19 protein-coding genes are annotated in these 23,241 nt (G+C 69.5%); 12 read left to right on the top strand and 7 right to left on the bottom strand.

Annotated features, from left to right (window positions below):
• Window positions 1–77 precede the first annotated feature (77 nt).
• Both ACFYXF_RS26670 and ACFYXF_RS26665 read right to left on the bottom strand, forming a co-directional pair.
• On the bottom strand, window positions 78–1,706 hold the full coding sequence (locus ACFYXF_RS26670; RefSeq protein ID WP_389352988.1) for a penicillin-binding transpeptidase domain-containing protein: 1,629 nt from the start codon (window positions 1,704–1,706) through the stop codon (window positions 78–80).
• A gap of 100 nt (window positions 1,707–1,806) precedes the next feature.
• Complete coding sequence (locus ACFYXF_RS26665; protein WP_389352986.1) at window positions 1,807–3,549, bottom strand: dolichyl-phosphate-mannose--protein mannosyltransferase; 1,743 nt, start codon at window positions 3,547–3,549, stop codon at window positions 1,807–1,809.
• A 72-nt stretch (window positions 3,550–3,621) separates the two neighbouring features.
• Between ACFYXF_RS26665 and rsmI the strand changes: the two genes are divergently transcribed.
• The 4 genes from rsmI to ACFYXF_RS26645 all read left to right on the top strand — a co-directional run bounded on the left by rsmI (window position 3,622) and on the right by ACFYXF_RS26645 (window position 7,567).
• Window positions 3,622–4,476, top strand: coding sequence for a 16S rRNA (cytidine(1402)-2'-O)-methyltransferase (gene rsmI / locus ACFYXF_RS26660; protein WP_389352985.1), 855 nt, complete (start codon window positions 3,622–3,624; stop codon window positions 4,474–4,476).
• A gap of 218 nt (window positions 4,477–4,694) precedes the next feature.
• Window positions 4,695–5,111, top strand: a complete 417-nt coding sequence (locus ACFYXF_RS26655; protein WP_389352983.1) for a hypothetical protein — start codon at window positions 4,695–4,697, stop codon at window positions 5,109–5,111.
• A gap of 108 nt (window positions 5,112–5,219) precedes the next feature.
• Window positions 5,220–6,089: a TatD family hydrolase gene (locus ACFYXF_RS26650; protein WP_389352981.1), complete on the top strand. Its 870-nt coding sequence runs from the start codon at window positions 5,220–5,222 to the stop codon at window positions 6,087–6,089.
• A gap of 104 nt (window positions 6,090–6,193) precedes the next feature.
• Window positions 6,194–7,567, top strand: a complete 1,374-nt coding sequence (locus ACFYXF_RS26645; RefSeq protein WP_389352979.1) for a ubiquitin-like domain-containing protein — start codon at window positions 6,194–6,196, stop codon at window positions 7,565–7,567.
• Window positions 7,568–7,594: 27 nt separating this feature from the next.
• Here the strand turns inward: ACFYXF_RS26645 and ACFYXF_RS26640 are convergent, their stop codons facing one another.
• A complete protein-coding gene (locus ACFYXF_RS26640; protein WP_389352977.1) occupies window positions 7,595–8,020 on the bottom strand; it encodes an ATP-binding protein in 426 nt (141 codons plus the stop codon).
• A 174-nt stretch (window positions 8,021–8,194) separates the two neighbouring features.
• On the opposite strand from ACFYXF_RS26640, the gene ACFYXF_RS26635 reads away from it, so the two are divergent.
• On the top strand, window positions 8,195–9,046 hold the full coding sequence (locus ACFYXF_RS26635) for a helix-turn-helix domain-containing protein (RefSeq protein ID WP_389352976.1): 852 nt from the start codon (window positions 8,195–8,197) through the stop codon (window positions 9,044–9,046).
• 4 nt (window positions 9,047–9,050) lie between these two features.
• Window positions 9,051–9,260, top strand: coding sequence for a DUF397 domain-containing protein (locus ACFYXF_RS26630; protein ID WP_389352974.1), 210 nt, complete (start codon window positions 9,051–9,053; stop codon window positions 9,258–9,260).
• 21 nt (window positions 9,261–9,281) lie between these two features.
• On the opposite strand, the gene ACFYXF_RS26625 is transcribed toward ACFYXF_RS26630, so the two are convergent.
• A complete protein-coding gene (locus ACFYXF_RS26625) occupies window positions 9,282–9,524 on the bottom strand; it encodes a hypothetical protein (RefSeq protein WP_389352972.1) in 243 nt (80 codons plus the stop codon).
• A gap of 334 nt (window positions 9,525–9,858) precedes the next feature.
• On the opposite strand from ACFYXF_RS26625, the gene ACFYXF_RS26620 reads away from it, so the two are divergent.
• Complete coding sequence (locus ACFYXF_RS26620) at window positions 9,859–10,401, top strand: hypothetical protein (RefSeq protein WP_389352971.1); 543 nt, start codon at window positions 9,859–9,861, stop codon at window positions 10,399–10,401.
• Window positions 10,402–10,469: 68 nt separating this feature from the next.
• Here ACFYXF_RS26620 and ACFYXF_RS26615 read toward each other — a convergent pair whose 3' ends face one another.
• From ACFYXF_RS26615 to ACFYXF_RS26605, 3 genes are all read right to left on the bottom strand, one after another.
• Window positions 10,470–10,901 (bottom strand): hypothetical protein, encoded by a 432-nt coding sequence (locus tag ACFYXF_RS26615; RefSeq protein WP_389352969.1) that lies wholly within the window; start codon window positions 10,899–10,901, stop codon window positions 10,470–10,472.
• Window positions 10,902–11,231: 330 nt separating this feature from the next.
• Window positions 11,232–11,639, bottom strand: coding sequence for a hypothetical protein (locus ACFYXF_RS26610; RefSeq protein WP_389352967.1), 408 nt, complete (start codon window positions 11,637–11,639; stop codon window positions 11,232–11,234).
• Window positions 11,640–11,659: 20 nt separating this feature from the next.
• Window positions 11,660–16,090, bottom strand: coding sequence for a polymorphic toxin type 27 domain-containing protein (locus ACFYXF_RS26605; RefSeq protein ID WP_389353332.1), 4,431 nt, complete (start codon window positions 16,088–16,090; stop codon window positions 11,660–11,662).
• Window positions 16,091–16,697: 607 nt separating this feature from the next.
• Here ACFYXF_RS26605 and rsmA point away from each other — a divergent pair.
• The 5 genes from rsmA (at window position 16,698) to ACFYXF_RS26580 (ending at window position 23,167) form a co-directional block, all read left to right on the top strand.
• Complete coding sequence (rsmA, locus tag ACFYXF_RS26600) at window positions 16,698–17,642, top strand: 16S rRNA (adenine(1518)-N(6)/adenine(1519)-N(6))-dimethyltransferase RsmA (RefSeq protein ID WP_389352965.1); 945 nt, start codon at window positions 16,698–16,700, stop codon at window positions 17,640–17,642.
• Entirely contained in the window at window positions 17,639–18,538 is a 900-nt protein-coding gene (locus ACFYXF_RS26595) for a 4-(cytidine 5'-diphospho)-2-C-methyl-D-erythritol kinase (protein WP_389352964.1), read from the top strand. Before rsmA ends, ACFYXF_RS26595 begins: the two co-directional genes overlap by 4 nt.
• 340 nt (window positions 18,539–18,878) lie before the next feature.
• The gene (locus ACFYXF_RS26590; RefSeq protein WP_389352962.1) at window positions 18,879–19,961 is read left to right on the top strand and encodes a peptidoglycan recognition family protein; all 1,083 of its coding nucleotides are present in this window, start codon (window positions 18,879–18,881) and stop codon (window positions 19,959–19,961) included.
• 293 nt (window positions 19,962–20,254) lie between these two features.
• On the top strand, window positions 20,255–21,034 hold the full coding sequence (locus ACFYXF_RS26585) for an MHYT domain-containing protein (RefSeq protein ID WP_389352960.1): 780 nt from the start codon (window positions 20,255–20,257) through the stop codon (window positions 21,032–21,034).
• A 138-nt stretch (window positions 21,035–21,172) separates the two neighbouring features.
• A complete protein-coding gene (locus tag ACFYXF_RS26580; protein ID WP_389352958.1) occupies window positions 21,173–23,167 on the top strand; it encodes a nitrate- and nitrite sensing domain-containing protein in 1,995 nt (664 codons plus the stop codon).
• Window positions 23,168–23,241 lie beyond the last annotated feature (74 nt).

Below are 23,241 nucleotides of genomic sequence, written 5' to 3'. Positions count from 1 at the left end.
AATCCCCAGGGTCCCCGTTGCCCTCATTCACCTCAACGACAACGACCACCCTAGAGTCCCGTCCTGTGCGGGTGAGTTCAGCCGCCGGTCCGTAGCACGGCTGCGACAATCGGACCGGCCGCGTCGCCGCCGTGTCCGCCCTCCTGGGTCATGGCCGCCGCCGCGATGTCACCCCGGAATCCGGTGAACCAGCTGTTGGACTTCGCCTGCCCGTCGACCTCGGCGGACCCGGTCTTCGCGCCGATGTCACCCTTCAGCCCGGCCATGGCCTCCTGGGCGGTGCCCTGGGTCGCCGTCATCCGCATCATCTCCTTGAGCTGCGCGGACGTACTCGCCGGGAGCCCCTTCGCCGTCGCCAGCTCACGGTCGTCCAGGTCGGGCGATACGAGATACGGCTGCCGGAACTCGCCCGTGATCGCCGTCGCCGTCACCGACGCCATGTTCAGCGGGCTCATCTGGACCTGGCCCTGCCCGATCGCGTTGGCCGCGCGGTCCGGGCCGGGGGAGGCCGGGACGCTGCCGTCGAAGGAGGTGATCCCGGTCTTCCAGTTGTCCTGCCCGAGCCCGAACCGCTCCTGGGCCTCGGTCGTCAGCGACTCGTCGGTGAGCGGGTTCGCCTCGGTGCCGTCGATCAGCTTGATGAAACCGGTGTTGCAGGAGCGCAGGAAGTCATTGGCGAGGGTGGCGCCCTCGTTCGGCTCCATGCCCTTGAGGTTGCTGAAGGTCTGGCTCTGCCAGACCGCGGTCGGTGTGCAGGGCGCCGGACTGTTCATCGTCGCGACACCGTTGTCGATCAGCATCGCCGAGGTGAGGATCTTCATCGTGGAGCCGGGCGCCAACGTGCCCTCGAAGGCCGCGTTGAACTGGTCCGTACGGTGGTTGGCGACCGCCAGCACCTCACCCGTGCTCGGCTGTACGGCGACCACGGACGACTCCGAGAACTTGAGCACCGCCTTCTCGGCGGCGGCCTGGGCGCTCGCGCTCAGGGTCGTCGGGAGCTTGCCCGGGGTGCCCTCGGAGAGGGTCAGCAGCGAGGTGTCGGCCGTCTCGGTGTCCGCGTGCCTGACCATCAGCTCGATGCCCGGCGTACCGCCCGCCTTGTCGCCGTAGCGCGCCCGCAGGGTGTCCAGGATCGGCCCCAGCGACGGGTACTTCTCCTTGGTCAGCACCTTGCCGTCCCGGTCCACGGCCTCGATCGGCGGGTTCGCGGCCTCCCCGGTGACCAGCTTGTCCCCGGAGACGGCGAGGTCGGGATGGACGACCGACGGTTTCCAGTCGACCAGCGCCTTCCCGGTCGTCGTACCCCGCACGATGGTCAGCTTGCTGCTGTACGCGAGGGGCTTCGTCTTCCCCTCGTACGACACCGTGGCCTTCACCGAGAAGGGCACGGTCGCGCCGGTGGCCGTCCCGGGGGTGATCTTCACCCCGGTGATGTGCGCGTCCGCGCTGTACCCGGTGAGCAGGTTCTTCGCGGGTATCGCGTTGTTGGTGAGATCGGCGGCGGCCTGCGCCTGCCCCTTCTCCCAGGCTGTGAAGAAGTCCTTGCTGGCCTCGGCGATCTCGTCCTCCGACGGCGGCCCGGTCTTCACGCCCGTACCGCCGTCCTCGCTGAGCGCGGACACGATGTTGAACGCGCCGTACCCGGCCCCACCGACCATCACCGTGAAGACGGTCCCGATGACGGCGGCCTTCGCTCCCTTGCGCATGTGTACTTCCCTCCCCGTTGGCCACAGCACTGTAAGTGGCCTGAGGGGCTGCTGTGAGGGGAGTTGCCGTCATCTTGCCTGCATCTTGTCTGAAGAGTGACTAGACCCAGGTGTCCAACCACATCCGCGAACGCCATGAATCGAGCGGAATCGCCGTCCCCGTGTACAGCGGCCAAAAGTAGATGAAGTTCCACGCGATCAGCAGCACCAGCACTCCCGCGCCCGCCGCCCCCGCGACCCGGCGGCGTTCGCTCGACCCCGGTGGGCCGACGATCGCGCCGATCATCATCGCCACGGCCAGGCAGAGGAAGGGCAGGAAGACGATCGCGTAGAAGAAGAAGATCGTGCGCTCCTGGTACATGAACCAGGGGAGGTAGCCCGCCGCGATGGCGCCGGCGATCGCGCCCGCCCGCCAGTCGCGCCGGAACAGCCAGCGCCACAGGACGTACAGGACCGCGAAGCAGGACGCCCACCACAGCAGGGGGGTTCCGAGCGCCAGGACCTCGCGGGCGCACTGCTCGCCGGCGTCGGTCGGGCAGCCGTCCTTGCCGGGTGCGGGGGACTCGTAGAAGAACGAGACCGGGCGGCCCAGGACCAGCCAACTCCACGGGTTGGACTGGTAGTTGTGCGGGGAGTGCAGGTTCACGTGGAACTCGTACACCGCGTGCTCGTAGTGCCAGAGGCTGCGCAACCAGTCCGGGAACAGCCAGGTCCAGCTGCCGCCCTTGCCCTCGGTGGCCGCCCAGTTGCGGTAGTAGCCGCCGGTGCCGTCGGACGGGGAGAGGATCCAGGCCGTCCAGGACAGGATGTACGTGAAGATCGCCACCGGGACCGTCGCCAGGAACGCCCAGCCCAGGTCCCGCTTGATGACCGCCTCGTACGGGTGGCGGGCGCCAGCGACCTTGCGCGTGCCGACGTCCCACAGCACCGCCATCACACAGAACGCGACCAGGATGTACAGGCCGTTCCACTTCGTGCCGATGGCCAGGCCCAGCATCAGGCCCGCCGCCCAGCGCCACGGGCGGAAGCCGAAGCGGGTCGTCTCGGCGACGTGCGCGTCCGGGCGTACGACACCGTCGGCGTCCGGCGGTAGCGCCGCCGCAAGCCGTTCGCGGGCCTTGTCGCGGTCGATGATCAGACAGCCGAAGGCGGCGAGGACGAAGAACTGCAGGACGCCGTCGAGCAGCGAGGTGCGGCTCATCACGAAGGCGAGGCCGTCCACGGCCATCAGCGTCCCCGCCAGGCAGCCCAGGAAGGTCGAGCGGAACAGACGGCGGCCGATCCGGCAGAGGATCAGGACGGACAGCGTGCCCAGCAGCGCCGTCATGAAGCGCCAGCCGAACGGATTGAACCCGAACATCCATTCGCCGAGGCCGATCATGTACTTGCCGACGGGCGGATGCACGACATAGGCCGGGTCGGACGGGATCGGGACGTTCCCGTCGGACTTCAGGATCAGGTCGTTGACGTTCTTGTCCCAGTTGACCTCGAAGCCGCGGTGGATGAGACCCCAAGCGTCCTTCGCGTAGTACGTCTCGTCGAACATCACCCGCTTCGGATTGCCCAGGTCCCAGAAGCGCAGCAGGCCCGCGAGGAGCGTCACCAGCAGCGGGCCGCCCCAGCCCGACCAGCGGTTGATCCGGTCGGAGAGGGCCGGCGGCACCCCGAGGGTCGCCCACAGCCGGGGGCTCGGCTCGGTGTACGGCGGCACCAGCCGGTCCCGGACGTCGCTTCTCGGCTTCGCCGTGTATCCGTAGCGGCGCAGCCGCTGTTGCCACGACGGCCGCTGCTCTGGCGAGGATGCGCTATGCCGGGTGTCCGTGGAGGGCGCGGTACTGGTCACCGCGCCATCGTAGGGAACAGCGCTGTGTGCGTCCCGTGTAAGGGGTCCTTGGGGCCCTGGGAGAATGGAAACGTGACAGGAACACTGGTTTTGGCGGGCACCCCCATCGGCGACATCACGGACGCACCGCCCCGGCTCGCGGCGGAGCTGTCCGGCGCCGACGTCATCGCGGCCGAGGACACCCGACGGCTGCGCCGGCTCACGCAGGCGCTCGGGGTGCAGCCCAAGGGGCGCGTGGTGTCGTACTTCGAGGGCAACGAGGCTGCGCGTACTCCTGAGCTGGTGGAGGCGTTGGTCGGCGGCTCGCGGGTGCTGCTGGTGACCGACGCGGGCATGCCGTCCGTCTCCGACCCCGGGTACCGGCTGGTGGCCGCCGCCGTGGAGAAGGACATCAAGGTGACGGCCGTACCCGGCCCGTCCGCCGTTCTCACCGCGCTCGCGCTCTCCGGGCTGCCCGTCGACCGCTTCTGCTTCGAGGGCTTCCTGCCGAGGAAGGCGGGCGAACGGCTGTCGAGGCTGCGGGAAGTGGCGGAGGAGCGGCGCACGCTCGTCTACTTCGAGGCCCCGCACCGCCTCGACGACACCCTCGCCGCCATGGCGGAGGTGTTCGGGTCCGACCGCCGGGCCGCCGTCTGCCGCGAGCTGACGAAGACGTACGAGGAGGTCAAGCGCGGCCCGCTGGCCGAGCTGGCGGAGTGGGCGGCCGAGGGCGTACGGGGTGAGATCACCGTCGTCGTCGAGGGCGCCCCCGAGAAGGGCGCGGGGGATCTCGGCGCCGAGGAACTGGTACGGCGGGTGCGGGTGCGCGAGGAGGCGGGGGAGCGGCGCAAGGAGGCCATCGCGGCGGTCGCGGCCGAGGTGGGGGTGCCCAAGCGGGAGGTGTTCGACGCGGTGGTGGCGGACAAGAACGCCGTTCGTGGGGGATAAGAACGCCGTGAAGAGCGATACGCATCCGCGGGTGCCATAACCGGGCAAAAGAGTAAGGCGAAAGGCAAAGCCCAGGCCTCGGACCAGGGCTGTTCCCACAAGGAATACCCAAAACGCCTTCAACAGTCGACAGGGGCTGATGCCTTCACGCCGGTGGAGGCGTCCACTGGTTCACAGGGACGCACCCGTCCCGTGTCCAGCGGACAAGAGGAGCTGGCATGAGCGAGATCACCGGCCACCGCAGCACGGCCACCGCCGTCGTTCACGAGTCGTATTCCTTCGCCTGCATGCGCTGCGGGCACGGCTGGGAACAGTCGTACGAGATCGAGCACCACACCGACGGCAATGGTGCCGACATGGTGATGTACGTGGCGGACGGCCGGGTCGTGCCGTCGCCGCTGACCCGGCCCACCTGCCAGAACTGCGACAACCACGTGGTGCGCATCATGCGTGCGGGGCAGGTGTCGGCGGTGCAGAAGTCTGTGCGGCGGGTGCCGAAGCCGGCGGGGCCGGTGGGGGGCGCTGCTGCGGAGGCCGGTGAGGCCGGTGAGGCCGGTGAAGCCGGTGTGCCGCAGGAGCCGCATCACTGGCACTTCTCGGATCTTCTTCACCCGTTCCATCGCAAGGCCAGTTAGTCCCGGCGGCTGGGTGGTTTGTCGGCCGCGGCCCCGGTGGGGGCTGGTCGCGCAGTTCCCCGCGCCCCTGAGGGGCGCGGGGTGTGCGCCCGTTCGTAGGATCGGGGCATGTCTGCCAAGTCCGAAGCGCCGCCTCTGCCCGAGCCCCTCCGTGTGGCGGTGGCCGATTCTCACACTCATCTCGACATGCAGTCCGGGAGCGTCGCGGAAGGGCTTGCCAAGGCCGCGTCGGTCGGGGTGACGACGGTCGTCCAGGTCGGCTGTGACATCAAGGGCTCCCGGTGGGCGGCCGAGACGGCGGCCACGTACGAGAACGTCCACGCGACCGTCGCCCTGCACCCGAACGAGGCCCCCCGGATCGTCCACGGCGATCCGGACGGCTGGTCCCGGCAGGGCGCGCGGGTCCCCGGCGGGGACGCGGCCCTGGACGAGGCGCTGGCGGAGATCGACCGGCTGGCCGGGCTCCCGCAGGTAAGGGGCGTGGGCGAGACGGGGCTCGACTACTTCCGTACCGGCCCGGAGGGGAAGTCGGCCCAGGAACGGTCCTTCCGCGCCCACATCGAGATCGCCAAGCGGCACGGCAAGGCGCTGGTCATCCACGACCGGGACGCCCACGCGGACGTCCTGCGGGTGCTGAAGGAGGAGGGCGCCCCCGAGCGGACCGTCTTCCACTGCTACTCCGGCGACGCGGAGATGGCCGAGGTGTGCGCGGCGAACGGCTACTTCATGTCCTTCGCCGGCAACATGACCTTCAAGAACGCCCAGCCACTGCGCGACGCGCTGGCCGTGGCCCCCCTGGAGCTGGTCCTGGTGGAGACCGACGCCCCCTTCCTGACCCCGGCGCCGTACCGGGGCCGCCCCAACGCTCCCTACCTCATCCCGATCACCCTGCGGGCGATGGCCGACGTACGCGGCATCGACGAGGACACCCTGGCGACGGCGATCGCGACGAACACCGCACGCGCCTTCGATTACTGACACGCACTCACGTACATTGACGCTCCGTAGTCGCGTCGCTTTGGAGAGTGACGGCCGCTCCGCTAGGTTCTGGTGCCCGTCGCCGGAACCTGGAGCGTGTCGTCGTGAGCAGTTCGCCGCCGTACGAGACGTACAGCACCGTCAGCGGAACACAGCAGCCGCAGCAGCCGCAGCAGCCGCAGCCCTATGAGCCGTACGACCCGCACAGCGCCGAGACGGTGGCGTACGGGATGTCGGTGCCGGGGCCGGTGACGGTGCCGCTGCCGCTGCCGTACGAGGACACGTATCGGCCCGCCTACGAGCCGCCGCCGACACTCCCTCAGCAGGCGGCCGGAGGGAGGGCCCGGGACCGCCGGGCGGCCAGGCGCCGCAAGGGTTCCGAACGGCCGGACGCCATCCGCAGGCTGCTCCCGCAGGCGCTCGTCGTGGCCTTCCTGGCGGGCGGTACGACGGCCTTCGTCGCCGAGGACAAGGCGATCGAACTGAGCGTCGACGGCAAGCCGCGCACCCTGCACACCTTCGCCGACGACGTGACCGAACTGCTGGCCGACGAGGGGGTCGCGGTCGGCGCCCACGACGTCGTCGCCCCCGCGCCGGGCACCGCGCTGGCCAGCGGCGACGAGGTCCGCGTCCGCTACGGGCGACCCGTACGGATCACTCTGGACGGTGAACGGCGCGAGGTGTGGACGACAGCACGGACGGTGGACGAGGCACTCAGACAGCTCGGGGTGCGCGCGGAGGGCGCGTACTTGTCGCTCGCGCGCTCCCAGAGGATCGGTCGGCAAGGGCTCACCATCGACGTCCGCACCGAGCGCACGGTGACGATCATGGCGGACGGGCGGGCCCGCACGATCCGGACGAACGTGGCGACGGTCGGCGAGGCGGTGGAGGAGGCCGGGATCACGCTCCGCGGCGAGGACACGATCTCGGTGGCCGCCGCGAGCTTCCCGCGCGACGGCCAGACGGTGACGGTGCTGCGGGTGACGGGCACGAAGGAGGTACGCGAGGAGCCGATCCCCTACGACGTGCGTCGCACCCAGGACATGTCCTTGTTCAAGGGCACGGAGGTGGTCGACCAGGCGGGCCGCCCGGGCCTGCGCCGGGTGACCTTCGCGGTGCGCACGGTCAACGGCGTGAAGGGGAAACCGCGCCGGGTACGGACGGAGGTGGTCCGTGAACCGAGGGCGCAGCTGGTGAGGGTGGGCGCGAAACCGCTGCCGACGTCGGTGCGGGGGGCGGATGGTCTGGACTGGGGGTCGCTGGCAGCGTGCGAGTCCGGGGGGCGCCCCGGTGCCGTGGACCCCTCGGGGACGTACGGGGGGCTGTACCAGTTCGACACGCAGACCTGGCAGAGCCTGGGGGGTGCGGGGCGGCCACAGGACGCGACGGCGAGTGAACAGACGTTCCGCGCGAAGAAGCTGTATGTGAAGCGGGGGGCGGGGCCTTGGCCGCATTGCGGGGTGCGATTGCATGGCTGAGCGGGTCTTCTCGGACTGTGGTTGCGGTTAGGCGCAGGCGAGTTCGCACCAGACGTACTTGCCCCGATGCCCGAACCGGGAGAGCGGCTGCCATCCCCAGAGGTCGGAACAGGCCTGGATCATGCCCATACCCCGTCCGTCCTCTGAGCTGACGAGCTGGCTCAACTCCTGGGGCGGCTGCGGTGGTTGGGGATCGGCGTCCCAGGCCCCGATGCGGAGCACGCCGGCCCGCCAGCGGACGCGGAGGGCGGCGGGGCCCTCGGTGTGCCGTACGGCGTTGGCCACCAGCTCGGCGGCGAGGAGTTCGGCGGTGTCGACGAGGCTGATGAGTCCGTGCATGGTCAGGATGAGGCGGAGGGTGCGGCGACTGATGGTGACGGCTCGGGGGTCGTTGGGGATGTAGAGGGAGTACTCCCAGGGGGCGGGCTGGGGGGCCTTGTCGGTTTCGGGCATGCGTCAACTCCCGTTCGGTGGTGGAGGGTTGCGGTGCGCTTCCGGGGTCCCGGGGTTCCGCAGAGTGTGCGTCGCATCACTGAGAGTAGACTTAACTTTTTAAGTTTTGCAAGCGGATCGCGTAGCCTGACCCCGAACGAGTCGCACCCGCAGGCGTGTTGAGAGGAACGGTCGATGGTGTTGAGGCGCGAGCCAACAGCACGTCAGATGCGTCTGGCAGTCGAACTGCGCAAGCTTCGAGACGCCGCGGGACTGGCCGCCCGCGATGCGGCAGAACTGCTCGGAGTGAGCTCCGCTCAGATCAGCCAGATCGAATCCGGCCTCACCGGCGTGAGCGAGAAGCGGCTGCGCCACCTCGCCGCCAATTACGCCTGTACGGATGGCGAGTTGATCGACGCCCTGGTGGCGATGGCGAGAGACCGCACGCGCGGCTGGTGGGAGGAGGACCGAGGCCAACTGCCCACGCCGTTCCTGGAGTTGGCCGAGTTGGAGCACCATGCCCGTTGCCGGTGGGACATGGATTTCCTGCACGTCCCCGGCCTGCTCCAGACCGAGGACTATGCCCGGGCGCTCTTCTCGTACGTCAACCCGGAGTTCCCGGAGAGCGAAGTGGCGCGCTGGGTGGAACACCGTATGAAGCGGAAGGTCATCATCGAGCGCCCGGACCCGATCCCGTACGAGACTGTGATCCACGAAGCGGCGCTGCGCATCAGGGTCGGCGACCGGTCCACGACACGGGCTCAGCTCACCCGCGTCCTGGAACTCTCCGGGGCCGACCACATCACCGTGCGCGTCATCCCCTTCGACCTGGACGACTTCGGCGGGGCCGGGAGCACGATGGTGTACGCGGGCGGCGTCGTCCCCAGACTGGACACTGTCGTACGCGACGGGCCCAATGGCCCCGTGTTCATCGACGCCGAGGCCCAACTTGGCCGCTATCGAACGCTCTTCCGTAGGGTGGAGGCAGTGTCACTCGACCCCGAGCGTTCGCGTGACTTCATCCACCGGCTGGCGAAGGAGCTGTAGGGACATGACCACCCCCGACACGTGGCAGAAGTCGTCCTTCTCCGGGGGCGGCCAGGGCGACGCCTGCGTCGAGATCGCCTACCGTCGTGCCCGGATAGCCGTCCGCGACTCCAAGACCCCGGCCCGAGCGACCCTCACCTTCGCCGCCGGCGCCTTCGCCCCCTTCATCGAGTCCGTCAAGTCGCCCATCCGAAACGCCCGTTCGGCACCCTGAACTGGTGTGGTGACGTGGGGGTCAGGCCGAGGTAGGAGCGCCTCCGGGCCATGCGTCTCCCACGCTCACCTGAAGAGAGTGGGGAGGCCGCTGCTCGGTCTCGGACGAGTCGTCGGTCAGCACCCAGATCGCGACCATGGCGATGAAGCCAATGACGAGAAGTGCCGGCAGACCCAGGATGAGGGCGACCACCCACCACCTGGTCCGTCCCGAGGGGACCTGGATGTCCTCGTGCCCCACCGGCTGGCCCTGTGTCGTTTCCATGAGACCCATCCTTCGTCTGCCTGGACTTGTTCGCCAACCCATCCAACCAGGAGCTTCGCCTCGTCCCGCGCCCAGCCCCCGCCAACTCAGCCTGTTCTCAACCAGGTTGGCAACGCGACGAAGGTTCGGCCGCAGACAGACCCCGTTGCTGCTGCACCTCCGGGGTCTCTGGCTCGTCAGGAGGGCGACCCAAACCCTTGAGGAGAACCGTGCAAGACCTCCTCAACCACCGTCGGGGCCAGCGGCCCGAGGGACACCGTCGATGCCAGGCGTGCGCTGAACCCCCGTTGAGGCCGGCACCCTGAAACTCGGGCCCCCGCCTACACTTTCGCCCATGATTTCTCTGGACGACCCGCGCTGGCCCGCCCTCGACCACCGAGGCTGGTCCGAGGGCAAAGGTGCGGAGGACGCGCCCTTCGTGCCCGACGAGTTGCGGTATCTCGTGGACCACCCCGAGTCCGGTGGGCGGTTCAACGACCTGTGGCCGTACCTGTGTTCAGAGGGCACCGCCTGGCCGGCGGCGTACGCCTCGGTGCCCCACCTCGTCACCATCGCGCGCGCCCTGCCCGCCGCCGACCGCGACGACTACCTCTACGTCATCGGCCTCGTGGCCATGTGCTCCGGTGACCTCGGCGAGGTCCCGGACGACCTGCCCGACGACATCGCGGACGCCTACCGTCGTGCGCTCCCCGAGGCGTTGACCCTGCTGGCGGAGACGCTGGTCACGGGGGAGCACGACCAGATCGCGACCCGCTATCTGCTAGCCGCCACGGCGGCGCTCAAGGGGCACCCCGAGTACGCCGAGATACTCAACGACCTCGACGTCTACGCCGAGTGCCAGTCCTGCGGTGAACCCATGCTCGAACTCCCGGAGTAGAACCATAGGATTCACGACGACTGCCCCACCCCGGCTCCAACGGGGTGGGGCAGTCGCCGTCACCGATCTCAACCTATGGTGACGGCAACCGACTTGGAGACGGTGGCGCCGTCCTTGACGCGCAGGACCTCACGGCCCTTCTCCTGGAACTTGTTGGCCAGCTTGTAGTTGCCGTCCTTGTTGAGCTTGGCGGTCACCGGCAGCGACACCCACTTGGCGCCGTCCTTCAGCTGGAGGGTGACCTTGCTGCCGGACGCGATGCCGGTGGCGTGGCCGGTGAAGGTGACCGGGTCGCCGAGCTTGATCTTGACGGCGCTCGCCTTGACGGTGATCGCGGGCTTCGCGGGGGCCGCGGCGGGGGCGGCGACGGCCGCCGTGGCACCGCCGGCGACCAGAACGGCAGAGAGCGAAGAGCGCGGTGAGGAAAGCCCGCCAGCCGCATTCCTGAGCCATTCGCTCCCCCTTTCGGTGGGTCCGACTCTACAGACAGCACCAGGCATGACGCGGTTCCGAGCATCCCTGAAAAAGCCGATTCAAAAGTGAAATCATAGGAATCGCAGGCCGGTAACGGTCCTTGATCTGCGGTTATAAGCGAGACCTGTGTGAAGACGCTCTTGCAATTGTCCGTCAGGAGCAAATGCACGGCCTCAACCTGGTCGGGCGGCCACTTCCACTCGGCGCCTGCCCCGCCGAAGCCGGTGCGGCTTGGCGTCGGGCTCGACGTAGACCACCGCGCCCGATTGGTCCGCTGTCGCGGCCTCCCCGTAACTGAGGGCGGCCCCCGCGATACGGGTGCCGCCCTCACCTTGTACGTCCCTGGCGCCGAGGCGTCAGCCGACGTTCCCCGAATCCGTCGGGAAGTCCGGCGGCCAGGGGCCGTCGTACAACGACTCCCGGCCGCCCATCAGCGCGTACTCCGCCTCGCGCCAGTTCGGGATGCTCCCGACGACGAAGCTGTCGCCGTCAGGGTCCAGCATCCAGGTGTAGGCCGCATCGTCGGGCTTCAGCCGGTGCCGCTCCGCCAGCACCGCGAACTCCTCCGGACTGGCGCGCCTGATGTGTAGGCCATTGCGGTAGTAAGGCTGCAGGAGCATCAGTTCTACGTGGCCGATATACACCTCGATGTGGGTCGAGGTCCCGTCGATCAGCGTTGCTTCGCTCTTCAGGAAGAGCTGCCGGTGAGACGGGTTGAACCCGACCACTCGGAACAGCCTCCCGGTACGGATGAAATCGGTCATGCCCGAAGCCCCTCTCTTGATCACGGCACCGGATCCCCGTTGGCCAGCTTGAAGCGCTCGGGGTAGACCTGCTTGCCGCCCAACTGCCACTCGATCGACGTCCAGTTACGGTCGCCCAGCCTGACCGCGGTGCGCAGCTTTATCATCTCCCACGCGGTGCCGTAGCCGTCGGACCTGATCGTCGCCCAGTCGCTGCCTTTGATCGTCTCACCCCGCTCCAGGAGCAGTTTGAGCGCGTCGTCGGCGTTGGTGGCGCCGGCGACGCCGTCCAGTGAGACCGTCAACCGCACGTTGGGGTTGGACACCGTCCTTTCGACTCCGACCGTCCAGATCGGACGCTCGCCCATCCCCATGCCCCGTGGCAGATCCGTGCCGTAGACCTTGTTGTTGAACGTTCTGGCGCCGATCTCCATCGCCAGGTCGTCAGCACGGGGGTTGATGCCGAGGACGATGTGGTCTCCGTCCTTCACCAGGTCCCTGAGGACCCTCTCTATGCACTCCTGTGACGAACTCTGGGCAGCGAGCACCCGGGTGCCGACGGTCGGCAACGCCCTCGAAGTGGCTGATTCGCACGCCTTGAACATCGCCTGCATGATCTTGCTGGCGATGCCCGCGACAGCCACCTCGGACAACCGGAGGGAGCGCAGGGCCGCCCACGCGTCGATGAATCCGATCCCGGTCCTGACGGCACCGTCCATTGCCCGGACGGCGTCCGCGATGGGGCGGATGATCTTGCCTGCGAACAGTGACACCACATCCACCACGGCCCAGGCGCAACCGCCCCAAGTCCCGTTCTCACCACCCGGGGTGAGCTTCTGGGCGCATCGGATCCAGCTGCCGAAGAGGATGTCGACGGGATCGACGCCCGCCTGGTACTCCCCAATCGTGATGGTGTGCGTCACCTCGTTGTACAGCGTGTCCGTCTTGTGCTCGCCCAGGTACAGCGTGTCCGCGGAGGGGCACGTGTTCGCCCATACCTGCGAGGTGCACATGTACAGGTCGAGGCTGGCCTTGTACCCGATCTTCTGGGTCATCGTGCAATCGCCGTCGTAGAACAGCTGGTCCCACCAGCCGTCGCAGCCCTCGCTCTTCTTCAGGACCTTCGGTTCGCCGACCTTCTCGATGTGGTCGACGACGTAGAACACACCACCGATGAGTCCGCCGGCCTCGTCCGGGACCGTCCCGGTCTCGATCTGCTGCGCCTTCGCGGCCTTCTCGGCGCTGTCGGCCGCTTCCTGCGCCTCCCTGGCGTACCTGTCGGCGTCCTTCGCCGCCTCCTCGGCCTCGGTGGCCGCGGCGTCGGCGCGGTCGGCTGCCGCGCGGGCATCTCTCGCGGCCTGCTCTGCCTCGGCCGCTGCCGTGCGGGCGGCCGACGCGTCGAGGGCCGCCTGGTCGGCGGAGTCGCGCGCGTCCTTGGCGTGGCCCTCGGCGCGCCCTGCGGAACGGTCGGCCGCTGCCGCGTCCTCCGTCGCCTGGCGGTCGTACTCGATCGTGCGGGCCAGTGACTTCTGTGCATCGGCCGCGTACGTGGCCGCCTCGGCCGCGTAACCGAGCGCGTCCTTGGCGGACTTGCGGGCGTTCGCCGCGAACCCCGCGGCCTCGGACGCCAGGACGAGAGCCGCCTTCGCGTCGCCCGTCGCCGCGTTCGCGACGCTCTGCGCCTGCGCGGCGGCCTTCGCCGCGTTCGCCTCGTGCGCTGCCGCGACCGCCACCTGCTGCTCGGCGATCGTCTTCGTCGACTGGCCGGTCAGGACCGCCAGGCCCGCCGCCGAGTCCGTCGTGATGTACGGCGAGCCCAGCTGGATCGCGTCGTTCGCCGGAGCCGCCACCTGCTGCGCCGCATTGCGGGCGTCGTCCGCCGCCTGCGCCGTCGTGTACGCGTGACCGGCGGCCTCCGCCGCACCCGCGACCGCCGTGGCGGCCTCGGCCCTGGCCGCGTCGGCCTGCTTCTTCGCGTCGGCGGCGTGTTTCCCGGCCTCGTCGGCCAGTTGGACCGCGGTACGGGCCGAGGACGCGGCCGACCTGGACGCCTGGATGGCGTCCGCCGCCGCGCTGGTCGCGGTCCTGACCGCTGCCTCCGCCTTCAGCTTGGCGGCGTTCGCCGCGTCGGAGGCGGAACGGGCCCGCTTGGCGGCGGCCTCGGCGCGAGTGGCCGCCGCGTCCGCGTCGGCTGCCGCCCGGGTGGCGGCGTCGGCCTCGGAACGTGCCCGTGTGGCAGCCGCCTCGGCGTCCGTCGCATACGTGCCGGCCTGGTCGGCAGCCGTGCGGGCGGCGTCCGCCTCCTCGCCCGCGTCCAGGGAATCGGCGTACGCGGCCTTCGCGTCCGCCTTCGCCCGCGCGGCGTCGGCCCTCTGCTCGGCCTCCCACGCGTCGTCCCGCTCGGCCCTGGCGTTGTCACGGGCCGTGACAGCGGCGTTCCGCCTCCCGACCGCCGTGGCCTCGGCGGCCTCGGCCTTGTCCTTGGCCTCCATCGCCTTTGCCGCCTCGGACTGGGCGTTCGCCTTGTGCTGGGCGGCTTCGGCCTGCTTGGCGGCGGCGGTCTCCTTCTCCGCCTTCGCCGTCAGCTCTTCCTTCTCCGCGTCCAGGCGGCGGGCATACGCGGTGGCAGCGGCGGCCTTCGCGTCCGCCTCGGCCTGCTGCGTCTCCGTCAGCTTGGTCTTGGCCCGATCCCGGGCGGCCTTCGCGTCGTTCGCCTGTACGGCGGCAGCGTCGGCGGCGGCCTTCGCCTGCGCCCGTGCCTGGTTCGCCGCGGCCGTGCGGAACGCGGCCTTCGACGCGGCGGCCTGGGTCAGTGCGCGGGCAGCGATGGTCTTGCTGTCACCGGCAGCGGCCCGAGTCGCGGCGTACGCGGTCTCACCGGCCTGCACGAGCGCGTCCAGAGCCGCCGAAGACGCCTTCGTGACCTGCGCCTTCTGCTGGCCGACCAGCAGTCCGCGCCCCCGCGGCGCCCCCGCCTGGTCGGCGATCGTGTACGACGCCTGCTCGGCCGTGTCCGAAGCGGTGGCCGCCTTCTTCGCGGCAGCGGCCTGCGCCTTGATCGCATCGAGCTGCTTCTTCGCCTCGGCCTGAGCGGCAGCGATGCCCGACTTCGCCTTGGTGAACTGGGCCGCCGTCGGATAGTCCAGATCGTCGGTCCCGTTGTGACCGGACGGGGTGATGTCGAACTTCTGCGGGTCCGTGCCGTTGCAGTCCCACATCCAGGCGTCGCGCCCGTTGTCGTAGGTGTGCAGGTCCAGGCACTTGCCGGTGCCCTTGTTGAACAGCCGCGTCGTCGCGTGGGTGTCGTACTCCCACTGCTGGGCGCCGCTCTGGTTGCACGGCCAGATCCATACGCCGGTGCCGTTGGCGGTGCCCGCGTTGTTCACGTCCAGGCACTTGCCGGACGCCACGTTGACGATCGCGTCGCCGCGGATCTCCCACTTCTGCCCGGCGGTCGCGTTGCAGGTGTAGATCTGCACCGGCGTACCGCTGGCCGTGGCACTCGCCCCGACCTCCAGGCACTTGCCGGGCGCGGCGTACAGATGCACGGCCATCGGGCTGTCGCCGATCCAGCCGGGACCACCGGCGGACCAGTAGTCCTGCCAGCGGGTGAGGTGGTCGGCGATCCAGGACTGGCCGAGCATCTCGCCGAGCGCCTTGGAGCCGGCCGCGAGCGCCTTCACCGCGTCACGGTTGGCGTTCAGGATCTGGTTGCGGGGCGCGGCCTGCGCGGCGATCTCCTGCTGCCACTCCGCCGACGCGGCGGCCACCTGCTTGCCCAGCACCTTGTTCGGGTCGACCGGCCCGCGCCACGCGCACGCCGCGAACCGCGTCTTCAGGTCCTCGACCGCGAGCCGGTATTCGACCGTTCCCGGCTCGGCGGCCGTACGCGGGAACCCGCCCGACGCCAGGAAGAGCCGTGCGTTGTCCGAACCCGTGGGCTCCAGGCCCCGGTTGACCAGGCTGTCCCAGGCCTGATGCTCGGCGTAGACCTGCTCCCACTGTTCCTGGGAGAGCCCCGTCGGATCGGGATCCCTGGCGTACAGCGGGGTACCGAGATCCCCGACCGCCTTGACCGTGGCCTCGTCGGCCTTCGGCGTCGGGTCCTCGTAGAAGCCTTCCTCGTCGAGCCACATCCGGTCCCCGATCCACGGCCCGAGACCGACCTGATCGAAGAAGTCCCGCTCCTCGCTGCCGGGCAGCCCTGGCGGGTCCTGGAAATCCGCGACGTTCTTGAACCCGCCCGGGTACGACAGACCCGACAGCGGCTTCTTCCACTCGCCGGGACGGGCGCGGAGCGCGCTGTTTTCCGTACCTGCCGCGTCTTTGTCCTGGTCGAACGCCTTGGCCAGCGGCGTATCGTTCCAGCGTTCCCGGTTCGCCGCCGTGTGCAGCTTGTCCGGGGTCTGGTTGAGCGCGTCCTGCGCGGTGGTGAACATGCCCGGCCCGCCCAGCCGCAGCACTCCCGCCATGAGGCACTGGTCCTGCCGCAGCTGCTGCGCGGCGGCACTGTCGAAACCGTCGTAGCTGTCGGCCGCCAGTACGGGATCGGGCTGTCGGTCGGCCACGACCAGGTCCGGCCGGGCGGCAATACCGGCCAGCACCGCGACCGACACAACAAGCGGCACGGTGCGTGCGAAGAATGGGCCTTTTCGTCGTGAGGGCCGTTTCGGTAAAAGCGGAAAGCTCGGTCTGGAACGCAAAAGTGGACCCCTTTCGTCGTTGAGGGACAGGCGTGGTCAGAAACGCCAGGCGCAGGGCGGACAGGCATGCGTGAACAGCCGGATTCGCGGCACGACGAAGTCCCCCTCCCCGTGGCGACGGTGTCCCCCCGGTCGCCGATGGACGCACGCGGCATACGGACTGGTCAGGGTCCGCCGAGCGCGACGATCAATGTAAGCACGGCATAAAAATGCCTGCTCAGAATTTGTGGACGGGTTCGAGACCGGCCCCGGACATGCCCACGCCAAGCACCCTAGGCGCAGCCACTGACAACGGCCCCGACCTCACACCGCGGCCTCACACCACCCCCGGGCCCGACTGCGCGAACCCACCCCCCACCCCCCGTACCCTGGACCCGTGAGTACCAGCCCCGCCCCCGACGCCTCCTCCGACGCCCTCCTCGGCCCCGCCGACATCCGTGAGCTGGCCGATGTCCTCGGCGTCCGGCCCACCAAGCAGCGCGGGCAGAACTTCGTCATCGACGCCAACACCGTCCGCCGTATCGTCCGCACCGCCGATGTGCGGACCGACGACGTGGTCGTCGAGGTCGGGCCGGGGCTCGGGTCCCTCACCCTGGCGCTGCTGGAGGCCGCCGACCGGGTCGTGGCTGTCGAGATCGACGACGTGCTCGCGGGCGCGCTGCCCGCCACCGTCGCCGCCCGGATGCCGACCCGCGCCGACCGGTTCTCCCTCGTGCACTCCGACGCCATGCGCGTCACCGAACTGCCGGGCCCCCCGCCCACCGCACTGGTCGCCAATCTGCCGTACAACGTCGCCGTGCCTGTGCTGCTGCACATGCTGGAGATGTTTCCGAGCATCGAGCGGACGCTGGTGATGGTGCAGGCGGAGGTCGCTGATCGGCTCGCCGCCGGGCCCGGGTCCAAGGTGTACGGAGTGCCCTCCGTCAAGGCCAACTGGTACGCCGAGGTCAAGCGGGCCGGTTCCATCGGCCGTAACGTCTTCTGGCCCGCGCCCAACGTCGACAGCGGGCTCGTCTCCCTCGTCCGGCGTGCCGAGCCGCTCAAGACGACCGCCTCGCGGCTCGAAGTGTTCGCCGTCGTCGACGCCGCCTTCGCCCAGCGGCGCAAGACCCTGCGCGCCGCGCTCGCCGGGTGGGCCGGATCGGCCGCCGCCGCCGAGACCGCCCTCGTCGCCGCCGGTGTCTCCCCGCAGGCCCGCGGCGAGTCCATCGGCGTCGAGGACTTCGTCCGTATCGCGGAGAACAAGGTCGCGGAGAACAAGGTCGCGGAGAACAAGGTTCAGGAGAAGAGCACTGACGACGAGGAGTCCGGACAGCTGTGAGCGTCACCGTACGGGTTCCCGCCAAGGTCAACGTCCAGCTCGCGGTCGGTGCCGCCCGCCCCGACGGCTTCCACGACCTCGCCAACGTCTTCCTCGCCGTTGGACTCTTCGACGAGGTCACCGTCACGCCTGCCGATGAGCTGCGGATCACTTGTGACGGGCCCGACGCCGCCCAAGTGCCCCTCGACGGTACGAATCTCGCCGCCCGCGCCGCCGTCGCGCTTGCCGAGCGGTACGGCCGTACGCCCGCCGTGCACATCCACATCGCCAAGGACATCCCCGTCGCCGGCGGGATGGCGGGCGGCAGTGCGGACGGCGCCGGTGCGCTGCTCGCCTGCGACGCGCTCTGGGGGACCGGCGCCTCTCGCGTCGAACTCCTCGACATCTGCGCCGAGTTGGGCAGCGATGTGCCGTTCAGTCTTGTCGGTGGGGCCGCACTTGGGATCGGGCGTGGGGAGAAGCTGACCGTTCTGGAGACCGGCGGCGACTTCCACTGGGTGTTCGCCATGGCCGAGCGCGGGCTGTCGACGCCCGCCGTCTTCCGGGAGTTCGACCGGCTGGTCGCGGTCGCTGACAGTGAGGTTCCTGTGCCCGTCGCCTCGCCCGAGCTGCTCGACGCGCTCGCCAAGGGTGACCCGGATGCCCTCGCCGCCAGCGTCTCCAACGACCTTCAGCCTGCCGCCCTTTCCCTTTTTCCCGCTCTCGCAGACACCCTCGCCGCCGGCCGCGCTGCCGGTGCCCTGACCGCTCTGGTCTCGGGCTCCGGTCCGACGACGGCGTTTCTCGCCCGGGACGCGGTGGCCGCGCGGGAGGTCGCGGAGGCGCTCTCGGCGTCCGGCACCTGTCGTGCCGTACGGGTGGCGGCCGGGCCGGTACCGGGCGCCAGCGTGCTGTAACAGCGTGTACAGGGAGTTACTTTCGGGTTACCCGAATTGCCCGATCCCCACAGGGAATTCACCGTTCCTTGGCATCAGGAGGTGCGGGTGGGGTGGGCGTGACGCGTAGGGTTTTTTCAACTTCAAGCACTCGCCGTCGCAGATCTCATCACGAGTCACGAGTCATGAGTTCCATGGGTTCTATGGGTTCCATGAGTTCCATGAGTTCTATGAGTGCGCGCGGCGTGGGGTCCCCCTTGAGTTGCCACCTCCCCCAGCACTTTCGGAAGGCATCTCCGTGTCCGTACCTCCCCCCTCGTCACCCTCCCATCGTCGGAAAGTCCCCCTCACCCGGCGCGGTGTGATCGGCGCCGCCGGTGCCGTCGCCGTCGGCGGCGCGCTGACCCCGGTGGTCTTCGCGGCCGGCAGCGGCGGCGACTCCGGTGCGTCCGTTACGACGGACAGCGCGTCCGGCACCGCCGGCACCGAGCCGCAGAACTTCCCGGCCACCCGTACCGAGGCCGCCACCGGCACCGCCGAGGCGAGCGCCGCGTTCGCCATCTCGTACGTCGGTGTGCGCTGGAGCGGAGCGGCGGACGGCGCCGGGATCAAGTTCGCGGACGGTGACTCCGCGCCCGGCAAGTGGCAGGAGCTGAGCGGCGGTTGCGCGACCGTCGAGGGCGGCGGCACGGCGCTGGTGGCGGCGGGGGACGCCACCGCGTACGAGCTGAAGCTGCCCGACGGCGCGAGCGTGAGCGGGGTGCGGTCGCTGGCGATCGACACGACCGGCGGGGCCGACAAGACCTTCCACGTGCCGACCGAGCCGACCCGGGTGCGCGGAGTGCAGTACCTGTCGCGGCCGGCGTGGGGCGCCGACGAGTCGAAGCGGTACAAGGACGGCAAGGTCAACTCGCCCGAGGCGTACTACCCCTTCCAGACGATCACCGTCCACCACACGGACGGCGTGAACAACGACCCCGACCCGGCGGCGACCGTCCGCGCCATCTACGAGTACCACGCGGTCACCCTCGACTGGGGCGACATCGGCTACCACTTCCTCATCGACGAGGCGGGTGTCGTCTACGAGGGCCGCTACTCCGGCGACGACCTGATCCCGGCCTTCGACGCGGACGGCAAGCTCGTCACCGCCTTCCACACCGGCGGCTTCAACTCCGGCAACCTCGGCATCGCGCTGCTCGGCAACCTGGTCGCCCAGCCGCCGACCGACGCGGCCAAGGCGTCGCTGATCCGCCTGATCAAGGTGATCGCCCGCTTCAAGGGCCTGGACCCGCAGGCGAAGCTGACCTATGTGAACCCGGTCAACGGCGTGACGAAGGACGTCAACGCGATCAGCGGCCACCGCGACTGGCTGTCGACCGAATGCCCCGGCCAGACGATGTACGACCTGCTCGGCGAGGTCCGTACGGCCGTCGCCGGCAAGTAGTCCTCGCGAGTAGCTCTCGTAAGTAGCTCTTGTGACTGCGTGATCATGGCTCATTAGCGTCGGTGTGCAACGGTACTGAAGATCGTCGAGGGGTCGGCGATATGTCGGCCCCTCTGTCGTTGACCTGCATAGATATTCGGGCCAACTGTTACCTACATCACCGTATTTGAATTTCCGTCAATCCACCCCAAGGTCCCTTTCGCGCCATCTGGCGCATGGGAAGTGGTGGCATGATCGGCCGATCCCGGTTCCCTGTTACCGGCGGTACTACCTGGGCGAGAGGAACTCCCCCCATGGGTCACATGGACCACTTCAGTGCCGGATGGGTCACCCCCGTTCTCTCCTACGCGATGGCCTGTCTCGGCTCCGCACTCGGACTGCGCTGCACCGTACGGGCGTTGGAATCGGACGGCGCCTCCAAGCGGAACTGGCTGACGCTGGCCTCCTTCGCGATCGGATCCGGCATCTGGACCATGCACTTCGTCGCGATGATGGGCTTCAGCGTCGAGGGCACCCCCATCCGCTACGACGTCCCGCTGACCGTCCTCAGCCTTGTCATCGCGATCGCCGTCGTCGCCGCCGGTGTCTTCACCGCGGGGTACGGGCGCTCCCGGGTCAGGTCCGTGATCCTCGGTGGGCTCGGCACCGGGCTCGGGGTCGCCGCGATGCACTACGCCGGTATGTACGCGCTCAATCTGCACGGCGCCATCTCGTACGACCCGTTGCTCGTGATCGCCTCCGTCGCGATCGCCGTCGTCGCTGCCACCGCCGCGTTGACGCTCACGCTGATCGTGCGGGGGCCTGTGCTCGCGACGATTGCGGCGCTGGTGATGGGGCTTGCGGTGAGCAGCATGCACTACACCGCGATGTTCGCGGTGGATGTGGCGTTGGCGCCCAGCAGTGCGGAGTTGCCGGGGGCGACGGCTACGGAGTTCCTGTTCCCGTTGGCTGTGCTGCTCGGGTCGTTCCTGTTCCTGGCTTCGGCGTATGTCGCGTTGTCGCCTACCGGGAAGCGGGCGGAGTCTGCGATCGCGGCGGAGCTGCTGCGCGAGGTCGAGCTGTCCACCGCCTGATTTTTCTCGCCCCCGCCGCCCCTACCCGTCCCATCCCGTTCCTGGGGGCTGCGCCCCCAGACCCCCCTTCGCGCTGAACGCGCTCGTCCTCAAACGCCGGACGGGCTGAAAACAAAGACCAAAGGCAACGAGGTTTCCATGAGTATGGCTCGTACCTCCGAACGACTGCGCCCCAGATCCGTCCGGGCGAAGATCGTCGCCCTGCTGATGCTGCCCGTCGTCTCGCTCATGGCTCTGTGGAGCTTTGCCGCGGTCACCACCGCGTCCACCATCGGTGATGCCGAGCGGGCCAAGGACGTCAACTCCGAACTACTCGCCCCGGTCGCCGACTTCGTCACCGCGATACAGGCCGAGCGGACCGCCGCCGGCGGCGACGCGGACCTTCCGCAGCAGGTCCGGAAGGCCACCGACAAGGCCGCCGAGGACCTGCTCGACGGCATCAACTCCGCCAGCTCCGACGCCGCGCTCCTCAACTCCGCGCTCCCCGAACGCCTCGACGAGCTCACCGACGACGCCAAGGGAATCGCGGCACTGCGCGCGTCTCAGGAGGGCGGTGGCAAGAACGCCACGCGGAACGCGTACACGGCGTACGCCGGCATCGTCGAGGACGCCTTCGCCGTCACCGGTGCGCTCACCGGGGAGAAGGGCACGACCACCGCCTCCGAGGCCCGTGTCGTCCTCGAACTCTCCCGCGCCCGCGAGGCGTTGGCCCAGGAGCAGGCGCTCCTCGCGGCCGGCGCCGCCGCCGGGAAGCTCACCGACGAGCAGTACGCGCTGTTCGTCGGCGCGGTCACCGTCCAGCGTGGTCTGCTCAAGCCGGCCGTCGCCGATCTCAAGCCCGAGCACCAGAAGGCGTACAACGCCCTGCTGGAGAGCGGGAGTTACGGGCAGGTGACAGCGGTCGAGAACCGGGTACGCAGTGCCGGACCCGGCGAATCGGCCGTGGCCGACGGCCTGTTGAAGGGCTGGGACGCGTCCGCGAGCAGTGTGCTGCGCGCCCTCGGCAAGGCCGAGACCGAGGCCGGTACGGCCGCCGCAGCCAAGGCCAACCCGTTCGGCTGGGACACCCTCGGCGCCTCCGGAATCGCCGTGGTGCTGGGCCTGGTGGGTGTGCTGCTCTCTCTCCTCGTCTCCGTGTCCGTCGGGCGTGGGCTGATCGTGGAGCTGCTGGATCTGCGTAACTCTGCCCTCGAAGTCGCCGGGCGGCGGCTGCCGCAGGCCATGCGGCGGCTGCACGCCGGGCAGGGCGTCGACATCGACGCCGAGGCCCCGATGCGCCGGCTCGCCGGGGACGAACTCGCCCAGGTGGGCACCGCGTTGACGGCCGTACAGCGTGCCGCGCTCAAGGCCGCCTCCGAGCGCGCCGAACTCCTCAGCGGGATCTCCGGCGTGTACGTCAGTCTCGCCCGCCGCAGTCAGGTGCTGCTCCACCGCCAGCTCGACATCCTCGACCAGCTGGAGCAACGCCCGCGCGAGGCAGCCGAGTTGCACGAGCTGTACCGCGTCGACTACCTCGCCACCCGGATGCGCCGGCATTCCGAGAGCCTTCTCATCCTGTCCGGCATCGCGCCCGGCCGTGGCTGGCGGGACCCGATCCCGTTGGCGGACACCCTGCGCGCGGCGGTGGCCGAGATCGAGGACGGCAGCCGCGTCCAGATCTGGGCGGTCCCGCGCGTGTCCCTGAACGGCGGCTCGGTCGCCGACGTCATCCATCTGCTCGCCGAACTCGTCGAGAACGCGGCGGCGTTCTCCCCGCCCAGCACCAAGGTCCAGCTGCGCGCGGCCCGGCTGCGCGACGGCGTGCTCATCGAGGTCGAGGACAGCGGCTTCGGTATGAACGAGGACGCGATGGCCGACGCCAACCGCAAGATCCAGTCGGAGAAGGTCGACCTCCTCGACGCCAAGCAGATCGGCCTGTTCGTGGTGAACCGTCTCGCGGAACGCCAGGGCCTGCGTGTCGAACTCCGCGACTCCCCGAACGGCGGCGTCACCGCGGCCGTCCTCATCCCCGAGAACCTGCTGCGCGACGACATGCCGGTGCACGAGCACGAGTTGCCGGCGGCGGCGGGTGGCGGCCGGGCGCTGGCACCGGCGTCGGCGCTGATCCCGCAGCAGCGGAGCCAGCAGCCGTAGAGGACCCACGGAACGGCCGTGCGCCTCGGGTGAGTGGTGTCCCCGGGGCGCACGGCTTCTGTCATACGGAGGCT

The sequence above is a fragment of the Streptomyces sp. NPDC002680 genome, from assembly GCF_042889145.1.
Taxonomy (GTDB): Bacteria; Actinomycetota; Actinomycetes; order Streptomycetales; family Streptomycetaceae; genus Streptomyces; species Streptomyces adonidis.
Note: the sequence above shows the minus strand (reverse complement) of the source record. Positions and strands in the feature narration are given on the sequence as shown.